Genomic DNA, 14815 nt, shown 5'->3' on the forward strand with positions numbered 1-14815 from the left:
CGCCTACCCCGGCAGGTACGCCGTCCCCGTCATGATGGTCCGCGCGGTGCGCGCCATCCCGGCAGAGACCAGCACCCCGTCGGACGTCTCCGCCAGGACGGTGACCGTCCCCTTCGGGTGCCGGATGGTGGTCTCCGCCTGCGTCCCGCCCGGCAGGACGGCGTCCATCACCGTCCCCGGCAACGCCGCCGCAGAACCCAGGGCGAGCGCCGCCGTCGCCGGAACCGCATGGTGGACGACGCCCATCGAGGTCACACGCACGACCACGTCGGCACCGCGTGTCCCGCGTGCCACGCACGCGACCTTCGGGACGACGGCACTCTCGGACAGCCCCATGCGCCTCGCGGCGTCCTGCCGTAGGCGCTCGATGCGCTCCAGCATCCCGGCGTCGGTGTTGAGTTCGTCCCGGCTGAGCGTCACGTCCACGCCGACCTCGTGGGCGTCGACGATGACCAGCGGGTTCGTGACGTCCACCAGGGTGGCGCGCACGCCGCCGTCGAGCACCGTCACCGGCCCCAGCGGGAGCACCGACCCGGTCGTCTCACCGCCGGGCTCCAGGAAACTCAGGTCGATACGGGGCCCGGGACGCCCGGCGCCGGACATCTCGTAGTCACCGTCGCGCGGGAGCCTCCCGTCCTCCAGCGCGTGGTCCGGCACGAAGACCGCACCGGTGTTGGCGTTCCAGACCCGCAGCGTCGTGCGGTCGCCGCGCCGTCCGACGAGCCCCGCGTCCAGCGCGAAGGCGCTCACCGCGGCGCTCAGGTTGCCGCAGTTGCCCGTCCAGTCCACGGTGGTGGAGTCGACCGCGGGCTGGGCGAAGACGCTGACGAGGTCCACGTCGCCGGGGCAGGAACCGTGCCACGGCAGGTCGGCAAGGCCAGCAAGGTCGTCCGGCACACCGACCGCCATCACCTTCGTGTTCGACGACGCCCCGCCGCCCAGCCCGTCGACGGCCAGGGGGTCCGGGCCGCCGGTCAGGCCCACGCACAGGGCGTCGCGGGCGCCGGCGTCCCGCGGCAGGTCACGTAGACGCAGGAAGACGCCACGACTCGTGCCACCGCGCATCACCGACACGCGAATCTCGTTTGCCACCGTGTTTGCCATGGCGCTCATCCTGCACGAGTCACAGCCCGACGACCAGCGGGAGGATGCACAGCACGCCCGGGACCACCGCCGTCATGCAGAGGGCGGTGACCATGAAGGCCCTGAAGACGTCGTTCTGCCGCTTCACCTCGGCGTTGCCCACCACCAGCGTGCCGGCGATGTGGATCGGGTTCATGACCATGAGCCCGGAGGGGATCGCGACCGCGGCAACGACCCAGAAGATCGCCGGCGAATCGCCGAAGAAGCCGAACACCAGCGGCATCGTCATGCTCAGCACGCCGAGGGCCGAGGACTCCACGTTGCACAGCAGTGCGGTGAGGTACGCCAGCACCAGCAGCAGCAGCGCACCGGCCGCCGCACCACCGAGGGCGTCCTGGATCGCGTCGATCGTGCCGGTCGACTGCAGCAGCCCCAGGTATGTGAGCAGACCGCCGATCAGCAGGACGGCACTCCACGGCACCTGGTCGAACATCCCGTCCTGCGACGGCCGGAAGACCAGCTGGAGCACGGCGGCGACCGCCATGGACGTGAGACCGACGTCCAACCCGAACACCACGACGCAGACGACGAAGATACCCAGGCCCACCAGCGAGCTGACGGCGTAGACCTTGTTCTTCACCTGCGCGGGACCCTTGCCCTCCTCGACCTGCGCGGCCTGCGGCTCGATGAGGAGCTTCCCCCTGCGTCCCAGGGCGGCGAAGACGACCTGCAGGACGGCGAGAACCACCGCGGTCACGACGACCGCCACGGCCCACAGGCCCCATTCGAAGTAGGTCACCCCGGCGTCCGACGCGAGCCGGCTGATCGTGGCACCCGTGGGGTTCAGCGGGGACATCCCGAGCGCGACCGCACCCAGGATGACACCCAGTTCGTTGATCAGGTAGGTGCCCCGGTTGCTCACGGAGATGAACGCGACGAGCGGGACGAGGACGGCGATCGGCCCCGTGCTGAACACACCGACCGTGGACAGGAACCCGCCCAGCAGGAACCCCACCCAGGGGATCAGCGCCTTGCGGTCGCCCACGACACGGAACGCCCCGTCGATCACCCAGTGGATGGAACCACTGAGCTGCAGGTGGCTGAACATCAGGGACACCCCGATGATCAGCACCACGAGGCTGGCGGGGAACGCCTCGTACATCTCACCCGTGTCCGCGCCGGAGACCAGCACCAGCACGAAAGCCGCCCCGAGGGACAGCGTGCCGATGTTGACCTTCTTCCACACCGCCAACAGCAGGACGACGATCAACAACACCAGGGACAACGTCTGCGGAAAGGTCACTCGAGCTCCTACAACTAGTTTAGGTACTTAACTGTACTTGTTTGAGCGTGTGACGCAAACCGACGAGGGGCCGGAAGTCAGCGTCGCGCCCGGGCCGTCTGGTCGTAGACCGTGTAGTAGTCGGCGCGGACCAGGTTGCAGTCCTTGACCCGGAAAGCCTCGCGGGCACCCTGGTCGCCACGCAGGTTGCCGTCCAGCCAGGCGGTCATCAGCGTGAAGAACCGGCCCTGGTAGTCCACCGGCGCACTGGTCACCGGGCCCAGGTGGTCGGTGCCGCGCACCCCGACGATGGTCTGGTGCTTGTTCTCGGCGAGCGCGTGCATCGCCTGGTGCGACACCCCGCCCAGACCGTAGGCGTCGTTCTCGCCGTACATGATCAGGAACGGCAGGTTGTCCGGCACCAGCGGCTCCGCGGCGTAGTGGTTCGCCGGCAGCCCCATCGCCACCACTCCCGCCAGGCGGAACCCGGGGATCTGCGCGCCGAGGGCCGGGGCCACCCCACCCTGCGTCGCCGACGCCCACATCGAGGCCCCCGCACCGGCGGAGTACCCGACCAGCGCACTGCGGGAGAAGTCCGCCCGGCGCGCCAGCTCCCCGGCGCGTCCCTGCGTGATCTCCAGCCCGAGGCTGCTCAGGTGCGCCTCCGGGGTGACGAAGGTCAGGTTCGCCGCACCGTAGCCGATGCGCACCGCGTACCCGCGGGACGCCAGCTTCTTCGCGTAGCTCTCCCCGAAGTACCGCCCGTCGCCGCCCACGCCGGCGGTCATCAGGACGAAGGGGAACTTCTGGTTCGGGTCGGACGACCGCGGGACGTAGTCCCGGTGGCCGAACTGGAGCACCGGCACACCGCCGGGGCCGAAGGGTGGCGGCGCCCACTGGCCGGACTCGGAGACGCTGTAGCGTCCTCCCCCGGCGTAGTCGGCGTAGGCGGGGGCAGCAGCAGGGGCGGCATGGACGGTGCCGGACAGGACGAGAAGCCCGGCGAGGGACAGCGCGACTGCCCGACGGAGAACCTTGAGTCGAATCATGCTCCTCATTCTCACCAGCGCGCGCGCAGCGTGCCCGTCAGTGTTTAGGTTCCCACCAGGACCATAAGCGCAGGTGATGATGCGTGCGTGCTCCCCCTTGCTACCCTGGTCCAGTCACCCGGCCCGTGCGCCGGACCCCGCCTGCCGAAAGGACCACCATGACCGCCGGACGAATGAACGCGCTGGCCTGGGTCGCCGAGATCCTCGGCCTGATCATCGTGATCCTCGGCGTGGCCAGCGTGTTGCCGGAGCGATTCCTCGCCGCCGGCCTGCTGCTCATGGTCGTGGGCATCCTCGCCAAGTTCCGGGTCAAGAAGATGGGTCGCCAAGGCTGAGGCCCAAGGCCACCGGCCGGAAGTGTTACCACTTTTCGGTAGTCACTGCCGCCGCCCCAGCAGGCCTCCGATTTCCTTCGCCGCCTCGGCAACCCGGTCCAGCAGCTGCTCGGTGATCTCGAGGTCCCCCTTCGTCGCCACGGACACCGAGCCGAGCGGGTCCTTCGTCGTCCTGATGGGCATCGCCAGCGCGGACACGTCCACGTCATACTCCCCCTTCGTCGAGCAATAGCCGTTCTTCCGGATCTCAGCGAACTGTTCCTCAATGTCCGTCACGGCGGTCCTGGTCTTGTCCGTGTAATGCGCCATCGGCCGACTGCCGGTGAGCTGGTTCCGCATGATCGACGGAAGGAACGCGTAGTAGGCCTTCGAGATCGCCCCCACATGCGCAGGGAAAAGTTCGCCGGTCATCGGGTAGTTCCGCAACGGTCCTTCCACTCCATCGACCGCCAACACGGCCCGCATATGCGCATGGTCGGCGACCGCGAAAGTCGCGGTGAGCCCCGTGTCCTCCGCCAACTTCGCAACGACCGCCCTGGTCTGGTTGGCCAGGGATGCCGTCCCATGCCAGGTCCGCGCGAGCCCCAGAACCCGGCCGCTGAGCCTGTAGGTCCTCCGTCTCGGATCCCGGCGCAGGAAGTCCATCGCAGTGAGTGTGTCGATCGTTCTCATCGCCGTCGACGTCGAGCACCCGAGGTGACGTGCCAGCTCAGAGACACCGACCTCACGCCGGTCGGCGTCGAACAACAGAAGTGTCGCGAGGACACGTTCCGCACTCTTCAGTGTGTCGGTCATGTAACCAACATACCGCATAGAGGGAAACCTATTGCTCTTAGGAAACCGGTACCGGAGGCTATGAAGTGATCCAGACCGGTGGCACCCACCGGAAGAGACCTACGACACCAAGGAAGGAGTTCTCCGTGACTGACGTGAACTCAGCCGACGAACCGTACACGGACTACGCGTACTTCGACACGGCAGCCGCAGCGCCACCCGTTCAGGAGGCCGTCGACGCGGCCGTGAACTACCTCAGAAAGACCGGGGAGGTCGGCCCCTACCTTCCCCAGTTCAGGAGCGAGATCTACGCACGGGTGGAGGAGATCCGGGCCGAGACCGCGACCCTCTTCCAGGCCGAACCCGAGGAGATTGCCTTCACCCGCAACGGCACCGAGGCCATCTGCCTCGTAGCCCGGGGACTGCAGTGGGACGAGGGCGACGAGATCATCGTCCCCGACACCGAGATGTTGAGCAACGTTGCCATCTGGCGACTTCTCGAGCAGGAGGTCGGGGTCAAGGTCGTCACCGTGGAAGCAGGGGCCACCGGCGTCCTCGACCCCGGGCAGATCGCCCGAGCGATCACGGACCGCACCCGGCTGATCACCTTCGCATCCCAGTCGAACGTGACCGGTGTCGTCCAGCCTGTCCGGGCCATCTGCGAAGTCGCCGCCGCCCGCGGCGTCCTCACCCACGTCGACGCCGCGCAGTCGCTCGGCATCGTCCCGCTGGGATTCGACGACTGGAGTTGCGACTTCATCTCCGCGTGCACCCGCAAGGGGCTACGCGGCATCGAAGGGTCGGGAGTCCTCGCGGTACGTTCCTCCCTCGTGGAGCAACTCAGGCCGACGCTCGCCGGATGGTGGAACTCCAGCATCGATCCCGTCACCGGCGACGTGGCCTTCCCCACGACCGCCCGACGCCTAGAGGCGGGCTCCCCCAACGTTCCCGCCGTCCTCGCCCTCGGCGGTGCAGTCGGGGCCGCCCAGCACGTCGGCATCGACCACATCCACCAGACGGTCCGTGAACTCACGGACTACGCAGCCGGCCGACTCCGCGCCCTCGGCAACGTGGACATCTATGGCCCCGAGGACGACTCCCGCCGCCTGGGAATTATCCCCTTCAACCTCCGCAGCGTCGATTCAGACCAGCTCACAAAGTCGCTGGAAGACCGCGGCATCATCATCGAGTCAGGACACTTCATGGCGGGCCCGATCCTCGCGGAATACGGCATCGAGAAGATGGCCCGGATCTCACTCAACTACTTCAACACCAGCCAGGAGATCGACCGTCTCGTCGACGCGATCTCAACGTGGAAGGACTAACCGCATGACTCGCGCACTTCTCATGAGCAGTTCCCGGAAGGACAATCTGGGATACCTGGAGCACGCCGACACGCAGCTCCGCACCATCCTGGAGGGGACGAGCCGCAAGGTCCTCTTCATCCCCTACGCGGCGGTGTCATTTAGCTACGACGCCTACGAGGACCTGGCATCCCCTGCATTCCTCGCTGCAGACGCCGAGCTGACCTCGGTACACCGTTTCGACGACCCCGTAGCCGCCGTCAACGACGCCGACGTCGTCGCAGTCGGCGGGGGCAACAGCTTCGCCCTGTTGAGTCGGCTCTACGAGGCCGGTCTCGTCGACGCGATCCGGGACCGGGTCGGCGGCGGCCATGCCTCCTACATCGGTTGGAGCGCGGGGACGAACGTCGCCACCCCCACCATCCGCACGACGAACGACATGCCCATCGTCGAACCCCCGACGCTAGCCTCCATCGGACTCGTCCCCTTCCAGATCAACCCCCACTTCATCCCCGGCAAGCCGCAGGGCCACAACGGAGAGAGCAGGGAGGAGAGGTTGCTGGAGTTCACGGAGATCAACCCGACCGAGGAAGTGCTGGGGCTCTACGAAGGTGGCGCCTTGTTGGTCGACGGCACCCACGGCGAGGTCCTCGGAGAGCGCGACGCACTCGTATTCTCCCACGGTGTCGAGCCGACCCCCCTCGCGCGGAACAAGCGCTTCCCCCTCTCCGACCTGAAAGGACCGGCCAACTGATGTCACTTCGCGAAATCATGGACGTCTGCGACCTCATGGACGACCCGGGGCTCACCGGTGAGCGGATCGCCGACCTGCTCCGCGCGCCAGCCGCGCCCGGCGTCCGCGTCAACGTGGAACGGGTCAGCTACGACGAGCCGGAGGACACCTCGAAGTTCTGCGACTTCCTGAAGATCACGGTCCCGGGGATCTCCGGCGCCTCAGCCGGAGGCGACTCGCCGACCCTCGGACTGGTCGGCAGACTCGGCGCCCAGCAGGCACAACCGGAGCGGATCGGCTACGTCTCTGACGCCGACGGGTCGATCGTCGTACTGGCGGCGGCCCTGCGGCTCATCCGACTTGCGGCCGCCGGAGGCCGACCAGACGGGGACGTCGTCATCACCACCCATGTGGCGACGCATGTGAGCATCACGCCGAGGGAGCCCGTCGACTTCATGGGCACCCCCGTGTCCTCGGACGTCATGAACACCCACGAGGTCGACAACTCAATGGACGCGATCTTGTCCTTCGACACGTCCAAGGGAAATCGGCTGATCAACCACCGCGGTGTGGCGATCTCCCCGACCGCCCAGGCTGGCTACCTGCTGCCGGTCGCGAATGACCTGGTCACACTGCTGGAGTATGCGACGGGCGAGCCCGCGAGGACGTTCCCTCTGTCGCAACAGGACATCACCCCGTACGACAATGGGCTGAGGCACTTCAACTCGATCATGCAGCCGACGGTCGCCACAGATGCCCCGGTCGTGGGCGTCGCGCTCACCGCCAAGGCCGTAGTCCCAGGATCATCCACGGGTGCCAGCTACGAGTCCGCCCTGTTCGACGCCACCCGCTTCGCCGTTCAGGCTGCGAAACAGTTCGGCCGGGGCGAGGTGAGCTTCGTGGATTCCGACGAGGTCGCCACCCTGACCGAGCGCTACGGCCCCATGGACCGCTTCCAACAATAGGGCGTTCAGGGCGCGCGACCACACGCGCGCCCGGGCCACCCCTCCCCTGCGAGAAAGAGCCATCATGGAAACCCCACCCGCAGCAGACAACACCACTGCCACCCCTACTGCACCGCCACAGCATCCCCGTGCCTATGAACCCGGTGTATTCATCCTCTGCATCCTTCTGAGCCTCCTCGGCGCGATCATCGGTGTCCACCTGATCACCACGCTGGGAATCTCCGCCAACACCAGTGTCATTGGCGCTGTCATCGCCATGATGATCGGCAGGGCGTCGTTCGCCGGGCTACGTAAGTTCAGGAACCCTCACCGGCAGAACCTGCTGCAGACCGCCATCTCAACGGCGACATTCGCAGCAGCGAACGCACTGCTCGCGCCCATCGCCGTCCCGTATGCACTCGGTCAACCCGAACTCGTATGGCCGATGCTTCTCGGATGCTCCATCGGAGTCGCGGTCGACGTGTTCGTGCTGTTCCGTGCTTTCGGCTCTCGGTTCATGCCCGCATCTGCCCCGTGGCCGCCCGGGGTCGCCTCGGCGGAGACCATTCGCGCCGGAGTCCTCGGAGGTCGTCGCGTCTTCATCCTCCTCGGCGGTGCCGTCGTCGGTATCGGTGGTTCGCTTCTCTCTTTGCCGATGTCGGCGGCCGGTGTCGCGCTGATCGGCAACCTCTGGGCCTTGCTGATGTTCGCATTCGGGCTGTTGATCGCGCAGTACGCGCCGGCATTGTGGGGCATCAACCTGAGTGAGCTCTACGTCGCTCACGGTTTCATGATCGGCGCCGGCGTGGTCGCGTTGTTGCAGGTCGTCTGGATCATCTTCAAGTCCCGGACAGCATCGGGAAAGCGCTCCGAGGCTGCCCGACTCGACGAAGTCGCGAAGGACGAGACCCTCGGGTACACCATCACCGATGCCGCCCTTGGCCGCGCGATCAGCACGGGCTACATTCTCTTCGTCCTAGGGGCGCTGCTCATCGCCCTCATCGGAGGTGCAACCTCCGACCTGTCCGGATGGGGATTGCTCGGATTCATTCTCTTCGCCGGTGCAGCTGCCATGGTCCACGAGCTGATCGTCGGCCTGGCCGCCATGCATGCCGGCTGGTTCCCCGCCTTCGCCGTCACCCTGATCTTCCTGATCTTCGGACTGTTCCTCGGCATTCCGACAGTCCCGTTGGTCATCCTCGTCGCGTACTGCTCCGCCACCGGTCCTGCTTTCGCGGACATGGGCTACGACTACAAGGCCGGCTGGATTCTGCGTCGGGAGACCCGACCGTGGCGGGAGTACGAACTCGCCGGACGTCGTGAACAGCTCAAGGCGTCAATCATCGCCATCGTCGTGGCAATCGGCGTCGTCGCAATTTCCTGGCAGGGGCTCTTCGCGGACGGAAGCATCCCACCGTCCGCCACCGTCTTTGCCGACACGATCACCGCGGGTATCTCCGACCCGGACATTGCGAAGACCATGGCGATGTGGGCGATCCCGGGGGCAGCGATCCAGCTACTGGGCGGATCCACCCGGCAGATGGGCGTCCTGTTCGCCACGGGACTGCTCGTGGCAACCCCGCAGGCCGGGTGGCTCGTCCTCATCGCCTTGGCGACCCGGGTGGTGTGGCGCAAGCTGCGCGGGCCTGACGACACAGCTCTGACCCTGCTCGGTGCCGGCATCATCGCCGGCGACAGTGTCTTCAACGTCGGCAAGGTCGCACAGTAGCCTCAACACTCCAGTCCCGCAGAAGTGTTACCACTTTTCCGGGACGCCGGACGACAAAACCCCAGGTCACGAAAAACGGGCCGCCGAAAAGTGGTAACACTTTCTAGCGGCCGCCCAGCCGCCGCCGCGACACGAACTGGTAGCGGTCGCCGCGGAACGCCGACTCCGTCCACTCCACCCGCGAGCCGTCCTCCCCGAAGCCGGTGCGGTGGACGAGCAGCAGCGGCAGCCCCGTCGCCACCCGGAGCAGGTCGGCACGCACCGGGTTGCAGGGCACGGTCTCCACCACGTCCTCCACCTCGACGATGCCCATCTCGTACTCCTCGGCGAGCATGCGGTACAGCGAGTCCTGCGCCTCCAGGCGGTCGGTCAATTCGGTGAGGTCGCCGGGCAGGTGCACGGTCTCGTGGGCGAGCGGTTCGCCGTCCACGGTGCGCAGCACCTCGAAGCGAGTGATCAGTGCACCGTCCTCCAGCCGCAGGTGCTCGGCCACGCTGTCGGACGCCTGCTCACAGCGCGCCGAGAGCACCACGCGCCCGGGACGCCAACCCTCGGACTCGGCGTTGCTGGAGAACGAGACCTGCGGCAGCAGCATCATCTTCGGGGAGGCCACGAAGGTGCCGCTGCCCTGGGTGCGTTCCAGGCGTCCGTCGGAGACGAGTTCGCCGATGGCCTGGCGCACGGTGGTGCGTGACGTGCCGAAACGTTCGGCCAGTTCGCGTTCGGTGGGGACGGCGGTGCCCGGGTCGAGGTCGTCGATGAGCTCGAGGATCTGATTCTTGACCAGGTAGTACTTGGGCACCTTCATGCGACCACCGTACCGGGGGCGGGTGTAGCCCGGGCAATCCACCCGCGGGCGTGACCCTTGACACCGCGAATTGGTCTAGTCCAATATGGGCGGTACTGGTCCAGGACGGCCCCGCACCGGTCCCCCGGACCCCCACCTGATGCGAGGAGTCTTCCGTGACCACCCCACACACCGACACCGGGAAGAAGCGCGGCGGCCTGCGCATCCCCGGGTTCGCCCAACTCCAGAGGCTCGGCAAGAGCCTCATGCTGCCGATCGCCCTGCTCCCCGCCGCCGGCATCCTGCTGCGCCTCGGGCAGGACGACATGCTCGGCGGCACCGACATCCCCGTCATCGGCCCGTTCTTCGACTCGATGAGCGCCGCCGGTGACGGCATCTTCGGCAACCTCGCCATCCTCTTCGCCGTCGGCGTGGCCATCGGCTTCGCGAAGAAGGCCGACGGTTCCACCGCCCTGGCCGCCGTCGCCGGCTACCTGGTGATGACCTCCGTCTTCGACTCCATGTCCCCCGTCGTCCTGGAGGGCGTGGAGGACGCCGCGGGCGACCAGGCGATGATCGACTACAGCGTCTTCGGCGGCATCATCGTCGGCCTGATCACCGCCTGGCTGTTCGACAGGTACCACAACATCGAACTGCCCCCGTACCTGGGATTCTTCGGCGGACGGCGCTTCGTGCCGATCGTCGTGTCGCTCACGGTGCTGTTCGTCAGCTTCGCGATGGCCTACGTGTACCCGCTGTTCAACAGCGGCCTGACCTCCGTCGGCCAGTTCATCGCCGGCTCGGGTGCACTGGGCGCGTTCATCTACGGTTTCGCCAACCGCATGCTCATCCCGCTGGGACTGCACCACATCCTCAACACCTTCATCTGGTTCATCTACGGCGACTACGAGGGCGCCAACGGCCTGGTCACCGGCGAGCTCAGCCGGTTCGCCGCTGGCGACCAGTCCGCCGGCCTGCTGACCTCCGGTTTCTACCCGGTCCTGATGTTCGGTCTGCCCGCCGCGGCCCTGGCGATGATCCACGTGGCCAAGCCGCGTCAGCGCACGGTGGCCGTGGGCATCTTCGGCGCCGCCGGCCTCACCGCCTTCCTGACCGGCGTGACCGAGCCGCTGGAGTTCGCGTTCATGTTCCTGGCGTTCCCGCTGTACGTGATCCACGCCGTGCTCACCGGCCTGTCCCTGGCGGTGGCGCACCTGCTGGACATCCACCTGGGCTTCTCCTTCTCCGCGGGCCTGATCGACCTGTTGCTCTACGGCCGTGCACCGGCGGCACACAACATCCTGCTGCTGGTGGCGCAGGGCCTGATCTTCGCGGTGGTCTACTACGTGATGTTCCGCTTCGCGATCACCCGCTGGAACCTGCGTCTGCCCGGCCGTGTGCCGGACGACGAGTACGAGGCGTCCCTCGCCGCACAGGAGTCGCAGGACGCCGCGGCGACCGGCACGCAGCGTGCCGAGCAGCTCATCGCCGCGTTCGGCGGGCGCGACAACCTCGTCGGCGTCGACGCCTGCATCACCCGTCTGCGCATGGAGGTCGCCGACAAGTCCAGCGTGGACAAGGGCGCGCTGAGCGCCCTCGGCGCCGCCGGAGTCATGGAGGTCGGCAACAACGTGCAGGCCGTCTTCGGCACCCAGTCGGACGTCCTGAAGGACGAGATCAAGGCCGCGCTCGCCGGCCCCGCGCCGGCCGCGGCACCCACCACTGCACCAGAGCCCGTCGCCGAGACTGCGCAGCAGGAGACCCCGGACGAGGCCGTCGCCGCCGACGCACTCCCCGAACCCACGCTGGTCCGCGCCCCCGTCCAGGGCCGCACCGTCGCCCTGTCGGAGGTGCCGGACAAGACCTTCGCCGCCGGCACCGTCGGCCCGGGCCTGGCCATCGAGCCGACGACCACCGACGGCATCGTCGAGGCCGTCGCACCGGTGTCCGGCAAGCTCATGCAGCTGCTGCCCCACGCCTACGCCATCATGACCGACGACAAGACCGCCGTGCTCGTCCACCTCGGACTGGACACGGTGAAGCTCCAGGGCGAGGGGTTCACCCTCCACGCCGCCAAGGGCGACCGCGTGGTCCAGGGCCAGCCGGTGATCACCTACGACGTCGCCTCCGTCGAGGCCGCCGGGTACCCCACCGTCGTGCCGGTCGTCGTGATGGACGCTCGCGGCGCCACCGTCGACGAGCTCGCCGAGCCGTCCGCCCCGGTGTCCACGATGCGTCCCCTGTTCACCGTCACCAAAAAGAAGTAGACCGAGAAGAAGAAGTAGGAGAACCCACCATGGAGATCATCATCCTGCCCGGCGCGGACGCCACCGACGCCGCAGGTGCCGCCGGCGCGCTGGCCGGCAGGGCCGTCGCGACGCTGCTGGAGCGCAAGCCGGACGCCGTCCTCGGGCTGGCCACCGGGTCGTCCCCCCTGCCCGTCTACGACGACCTCGTCGCCCGCCACGACGCCGGCGAGCTCTCCTTCGCCCGCGCCCGCGCCTTCACCCTCGACGAGTACGTGGGTCTGGCCGCCGGGCACCCGGAGCGCTACTCCACCGTGATCCGACGCGAGTTCACCTCCCGCGTGGACTTCGCCGACGACGCCGTGCAGGGCCCCGACGGCCTGGCCGAGGACATCCCGGCGGCCTGCCTCGCCTACGACGACGCCATCCGCGCCGCCGGTGGCGTGGACCTGCAGATCCTCGGCATCGGCACCGACGGACACATCGGCTTCAACGAGCCGGGTTCCTCCCTGGCCTCGCGCACGCGTATCAAGACGCTGACCCACCAGACCCGTGTCGACAACGCCCGTTTCTTCGACGACGACCTGTCCAAGGTCCCCACCCAGTGCCTCACCCAGGGGCTCGGCACGATCATGGAGGCCCGCCACATCGTGCTGGTGGCCACCGGCCAGAACAAGGCCGAGGCCGTGCACCAGCTCGCCGAGGGCGGGGTGAGCGCCCTGTGGCCGGCGACGATCCTGCAGCACCACCCGCACGTCTCCGTCCTGGTGGACGAGGCCGCGGCCGGACGCCTGCAGCTCGCCGACTACTACCGGGCGACGTACGCCGCCAAGCCCGTCTGGCAGGGCCTGTGAGCACGCTCAACACCGCCGACGTCCTGGTCACCGGCGACGAGGTCCTGCGTCCCGGCTGGATCGAGGTCACCGGGGACACGGTGAGCGCCCTCGGCGCCGGCGCGCCGCCGCAGGACGTGCAGGACGCCGCGACGGCGCAGGACGTGCTGGCGCTCGGCGAGGTCACCGTCGTGCCCGGGTTCGTGGACATGCACGTCCACGGCGGCGGGGGCGGGGCGTTCCCCGTCGCCACCGACGAGGAGACCGCCACCGCCGTGGCGATGCACGCCGCACACGGCACGACCACGATCATGGCGTCGCTGGTGTCGGCGCACCCCGACGAGCTGCTGCGCGAGGTCGACGTCCTGTCGGCCCACGTCCGCGACGGCCTGGTCGGCGGCATCCACCTCGAGGGGCCGTGGCTCTCCCCGGCGAAGAAGGGTGCGCACGACCCGACAGCCCTGCGCCACCCCGGCCACCCCGACGCCGGCGAGCTCACCCGTGTGCTCGACGCCGCGCGCGGCACCGTGCGCATGGTCACCTTCGCCCCCGAGCTCGACGGGGCGTTGGACGCCGTGCGACGCACCGTCGACGCCGGCGCGGTCGCCGCCGTCGGACACACCGACGCGTCCTACGAACAGACCCTCGCCGCCATCGACGCCGGCGCACGCGTGGGAACCCACCTGTTCAACGCCATGCGCCCGGTCCACCACCGCGAACCCGGCCCCGTCACCGCTCTGGTGGAGGACCCGCGGGTGACCGTGGAGATGATCGGCGACGGCGTCCACCTGCACCCCTCGCTCTACCGCGGCGTCTGCGACCTCGTCGGGCCGGACCGGGTCACCCTGGTCACCGATGCCATGGCCGCCGCGGGCATGCCGGACGGCTCCTACCGTCTCGGCACCCTCGGCGTGGACGTGACCGGCGGCGTGGCGCACGTCGCCGGCACCGACACCATCGCCGGCAGCACCGCGACCATGGACCAGCTGTTCCGCTTCGCCGTGGAACACGGGGCTGCGGCCCGGGATGGGGAAGATGCCGACGGAGACCGCGATGCCGCGCTGCTGCAGGCCGTCCGGCAGACCTCGGTCAACCCCGCCCGCGCCGTCGGCTTCCCCACCGTCGGCCTGCACGTCGGCGGACGCGCCGACCTCGTCGTGCTCGACACCACCCTCCAGGTGTCCACGGTCATGCGCGGCGGGGAACTCCTCTCACCCCTCACGACGCGGTAGCCGCGACCCCGCTCAGCGTCCCCGGTTCCGCCGCGTCCGAGGAGGCTGCAGTCCCGGCGGGGTCAGCGGGGGTCACGCGGGACGGGCTGGCGAAGGAGGCGCGCGACAGGATCACGAACGCCGCGCACAGCAGCACCAGCGCGATCCAGTAGGGCACGCCCGCGCCGATGCCGTAGAGCACACCGACGGCCAGGGGGACGACCACGCCGACGGCGTTCTGCATCCCCTGCGTCACCCCGGCGAGCCAACCCTGCTCGTCGTCACCGACGGAGGTGGAGAGCACGCCGTTGAGCGTGGCGGTCATCGGGCCCTCGCCCGCACCCAGCATCAGGGTGCCGGTGATCAGCAGCCACGGTTGCTGCAGCACCGACGCCAGCAGCGCCAGCGCCAGCACGCCGAGGGCCTGCACCACGATGCCGCCGAGGATCACCCCGCGCTCACCGACCCACTTGAGCAGGTGCGCCACCGCCAGGGACAGGCCGGT

The 14815-nt window shown here is 68.5% G+C and carries 14 protein-coding genes; 8 read left to right on the plus strand and 6 right to left on the minus strand.

Annotated elements, in window-relative coordinates:
* Positions 1-3: 3 nt before the first annotated feature.
* From ACT3UN_RS13930 to ACT3UN_RS13940, 3 genes are all read right to left on the minus strand, one after another.
* Positions 4-1104 (minus strand): PrpF domain-containing protein, encoded by a 1101-nt coding sequence (locus ACT3UN_RS13930; RefSeq protein ID WP_444657319.1) that lies wholly within the window; start codon positions 1102-1104, stop codon positions 4-6.
* A 19-nt stretch (positions 1105-1123) separates the two neighbouring features.
* Entirely contained in the window at positions 1124-2386 is a 1263-nt protein-coding gene (locus tag ACT3UN_RS13935) for an SLC13 family permease (protein ID WP_444657320.1), read from the minus strand.
* Between the two features lie 77 nt (positions 2387-2463).
* Complete coding sequence (locus tag ACT3UN_RS13940; RefSeq protein ID WP_444657321.1) at positions 2464-3414, minus strand: alpha/beta hydrolase; 951 nt, start codon at positions 3412-3414, stop codon at positions 2464-2466.
* Positions 3415-3572: 158 nt separating this feature from the next.
* Between ACT3UN_RS13940 and ACT3UN_RS13945 the strand changes: the two genes are divergently transcribed.
* On the plus strand, positions 3573-3749 hold the full coding sequence (locus ACT3UN_RS13945; protein ID WP_441582201.1) for a hypothetical protein: 177 nt from the start codon (positions 3573-3575) through the stop codon (positions 3747-3749).
* A gap of 42 nt (positions 3750-3791) precedes the next feature.
* Here ACT3UN_RS13945 and ACT3UN_RS13950 read toward each other — a convergent pair whose 3' ends face one another.
* Positions 3792-4544 (minus strand): IclR family transcriptional regulator, encoded by a 753-nt coding sequence (locus tag ACT3UN_RS13950; RefSeq protein ID WP_444657322.1) that lies wholly within the window; start codon positions 4542-4544, stop codon positions 3792-3794.
* A 125-nt stretch (positions 4545-4669) separates the two neighbouring features.
* Between ACT3UN_RS13950 and ACT3UN_RS13955 the strand changes: the two genes are divergently transcribed.
* The 4 genes from ACT3UN_RS13955 (at position 4670) to ACT3UN_RS13970 (ending at position 9233) form a co-directional block, all read left to right on the plus strand.
* The gene (locus ACT3UN_RS13955; RefSeq protein WP_441582199.1) at positions 4670-5848 is read left to right on the plus strand and encodes an aminotransferase class V-fold PLP-dependent enzyme; all 1179 of its coding nucleotides are present in this window, start codon (positions 4670-4672) and stop codon (positions 5846-5848) included.
* A gap of 4 nt (positions 5849-5852) precedes the next feature.
* Positions 5853-6581 carry a dipeptidase PepE gene (pepE, locus tag ACT3UN_RS13960; protein WP_301443908.1) on the plus strand — a complete coding sequence of 243 codons (729 nt, stop codon included), beginning with the start codon at positions 5853-5855 and terminating at the stop codon, positions 6579-6581.
* Positions 6581-7525, plus strand: a complete 945-nt coding sequence (locus ACT3UN_RS13965; RefSeq protein ID WP_441582198.1) for a DUF1177 domain-containing protein — start codon at positions 6581-6583, stop codon at positions 7523-7525. Before pepE ends, ACT3UN_RS13965 begins: the two co-directional genes overlap by 1 nt.
* Before the next feature lie 64 nt (positions 7526-7589).
* Positions 7590-9233 carry an OPT/YSL family transporter gene (locus ACT3UN_RS13970; RefSeq protein WP_441582197.1) on the plus strand — a complete coding sequence of 548 codons (1644 nt, stop codon included), beginning with the start codon at positions 7590-7592 and terminating at the stop codon, positions 9231-9233.
* A 103-nt stretch (positions 9234-9336) separates the two neighbouring features.
* Here the strand turns inward: ACT3UN_RS13970 and ACT3UN_RS13975 are convergent, their stop codons facing one another.
* A complete protein-coding gene (locus tag ACT3UN_RS13975) occupies positions 9337-10041 on the minus strand; it encodes a GntR family transcriptional regulator (protein WP_441582196.1) in 705 nt (234 codons plus the stop codon).
* Between the two features lie 155 nt (positions 10042-10196).
* Here ACT3UN_RS13975 and ACT3UN_RS13980 point away from each other — a divergent pair, with 155 nt between their 5' ends.
* The 3 genes from ACT3UN_RS13980 to ACT3UN_RS13990 are packed head-to-tail and all read left to right on the plus strand — an operon-like array spanning position 10197 to position 14331.
* Positions 10197-12287: a glucose PTS transporter subunit IIA gene (locus ACT3UN_RS13980; protein ID WP_444657323.1), complete on the plus strand. Its 2091-nt coding sequence runs from the start codon at positions 10197-10199 to the stop codon at positions 12285-12287.
* A 29-nt stretch (positions 12288-12316) separates the two neighbouring features.
* Positions 12317-13120, plus strand: a complete 804-nt coding sequence (nagB, locus tag ACT3UN_RS13985) for a glucosamine-6-phosphate deaminase (RefSeq protein ID WP_301444234.1) — start codon at positions 12317-12319, stop codon at positions 13118-13120.
* On the plus strand, positions 13117-14331 hold the full coding sequence (locus ACT3UN_RS13990) for an N-acetylglucosamine-6-phosphate deacetylase (RefSeq protein ID WP_441582194.1): 1215 nt from the start codon (positions 13117-13119) through the stop codon (positions 14329-14331). Before nagB ends, ACT3UN_RS13990 begins: the two co-directional genes overlap by 4 nt.
* Here ACT3UN_RS13990 and ACT3UN_RS13995 read toward each other — a convergent pair.
* Positions 14318-14815: MFS transporter (locus ACT3UN_RS13995; protein WP_444657324.1), on the minus strand; the 498-nt coding region annotated here is incomplete at its 5' end. The genes ACT3UN_RS13990 and ACT3UN_RS13995 overlap by 14 nt on opposite strands.

Origin of the sequence: Corynebacterium sp. AOP12-C2-36, from assembly GCF_052379185.1 — a bacterium.
Classification (GTDB): Bacteria; Actinomycetota; Actinomycetes; order Mycobacteriales; family Mycobacteriaceae; genus Corynebacterium.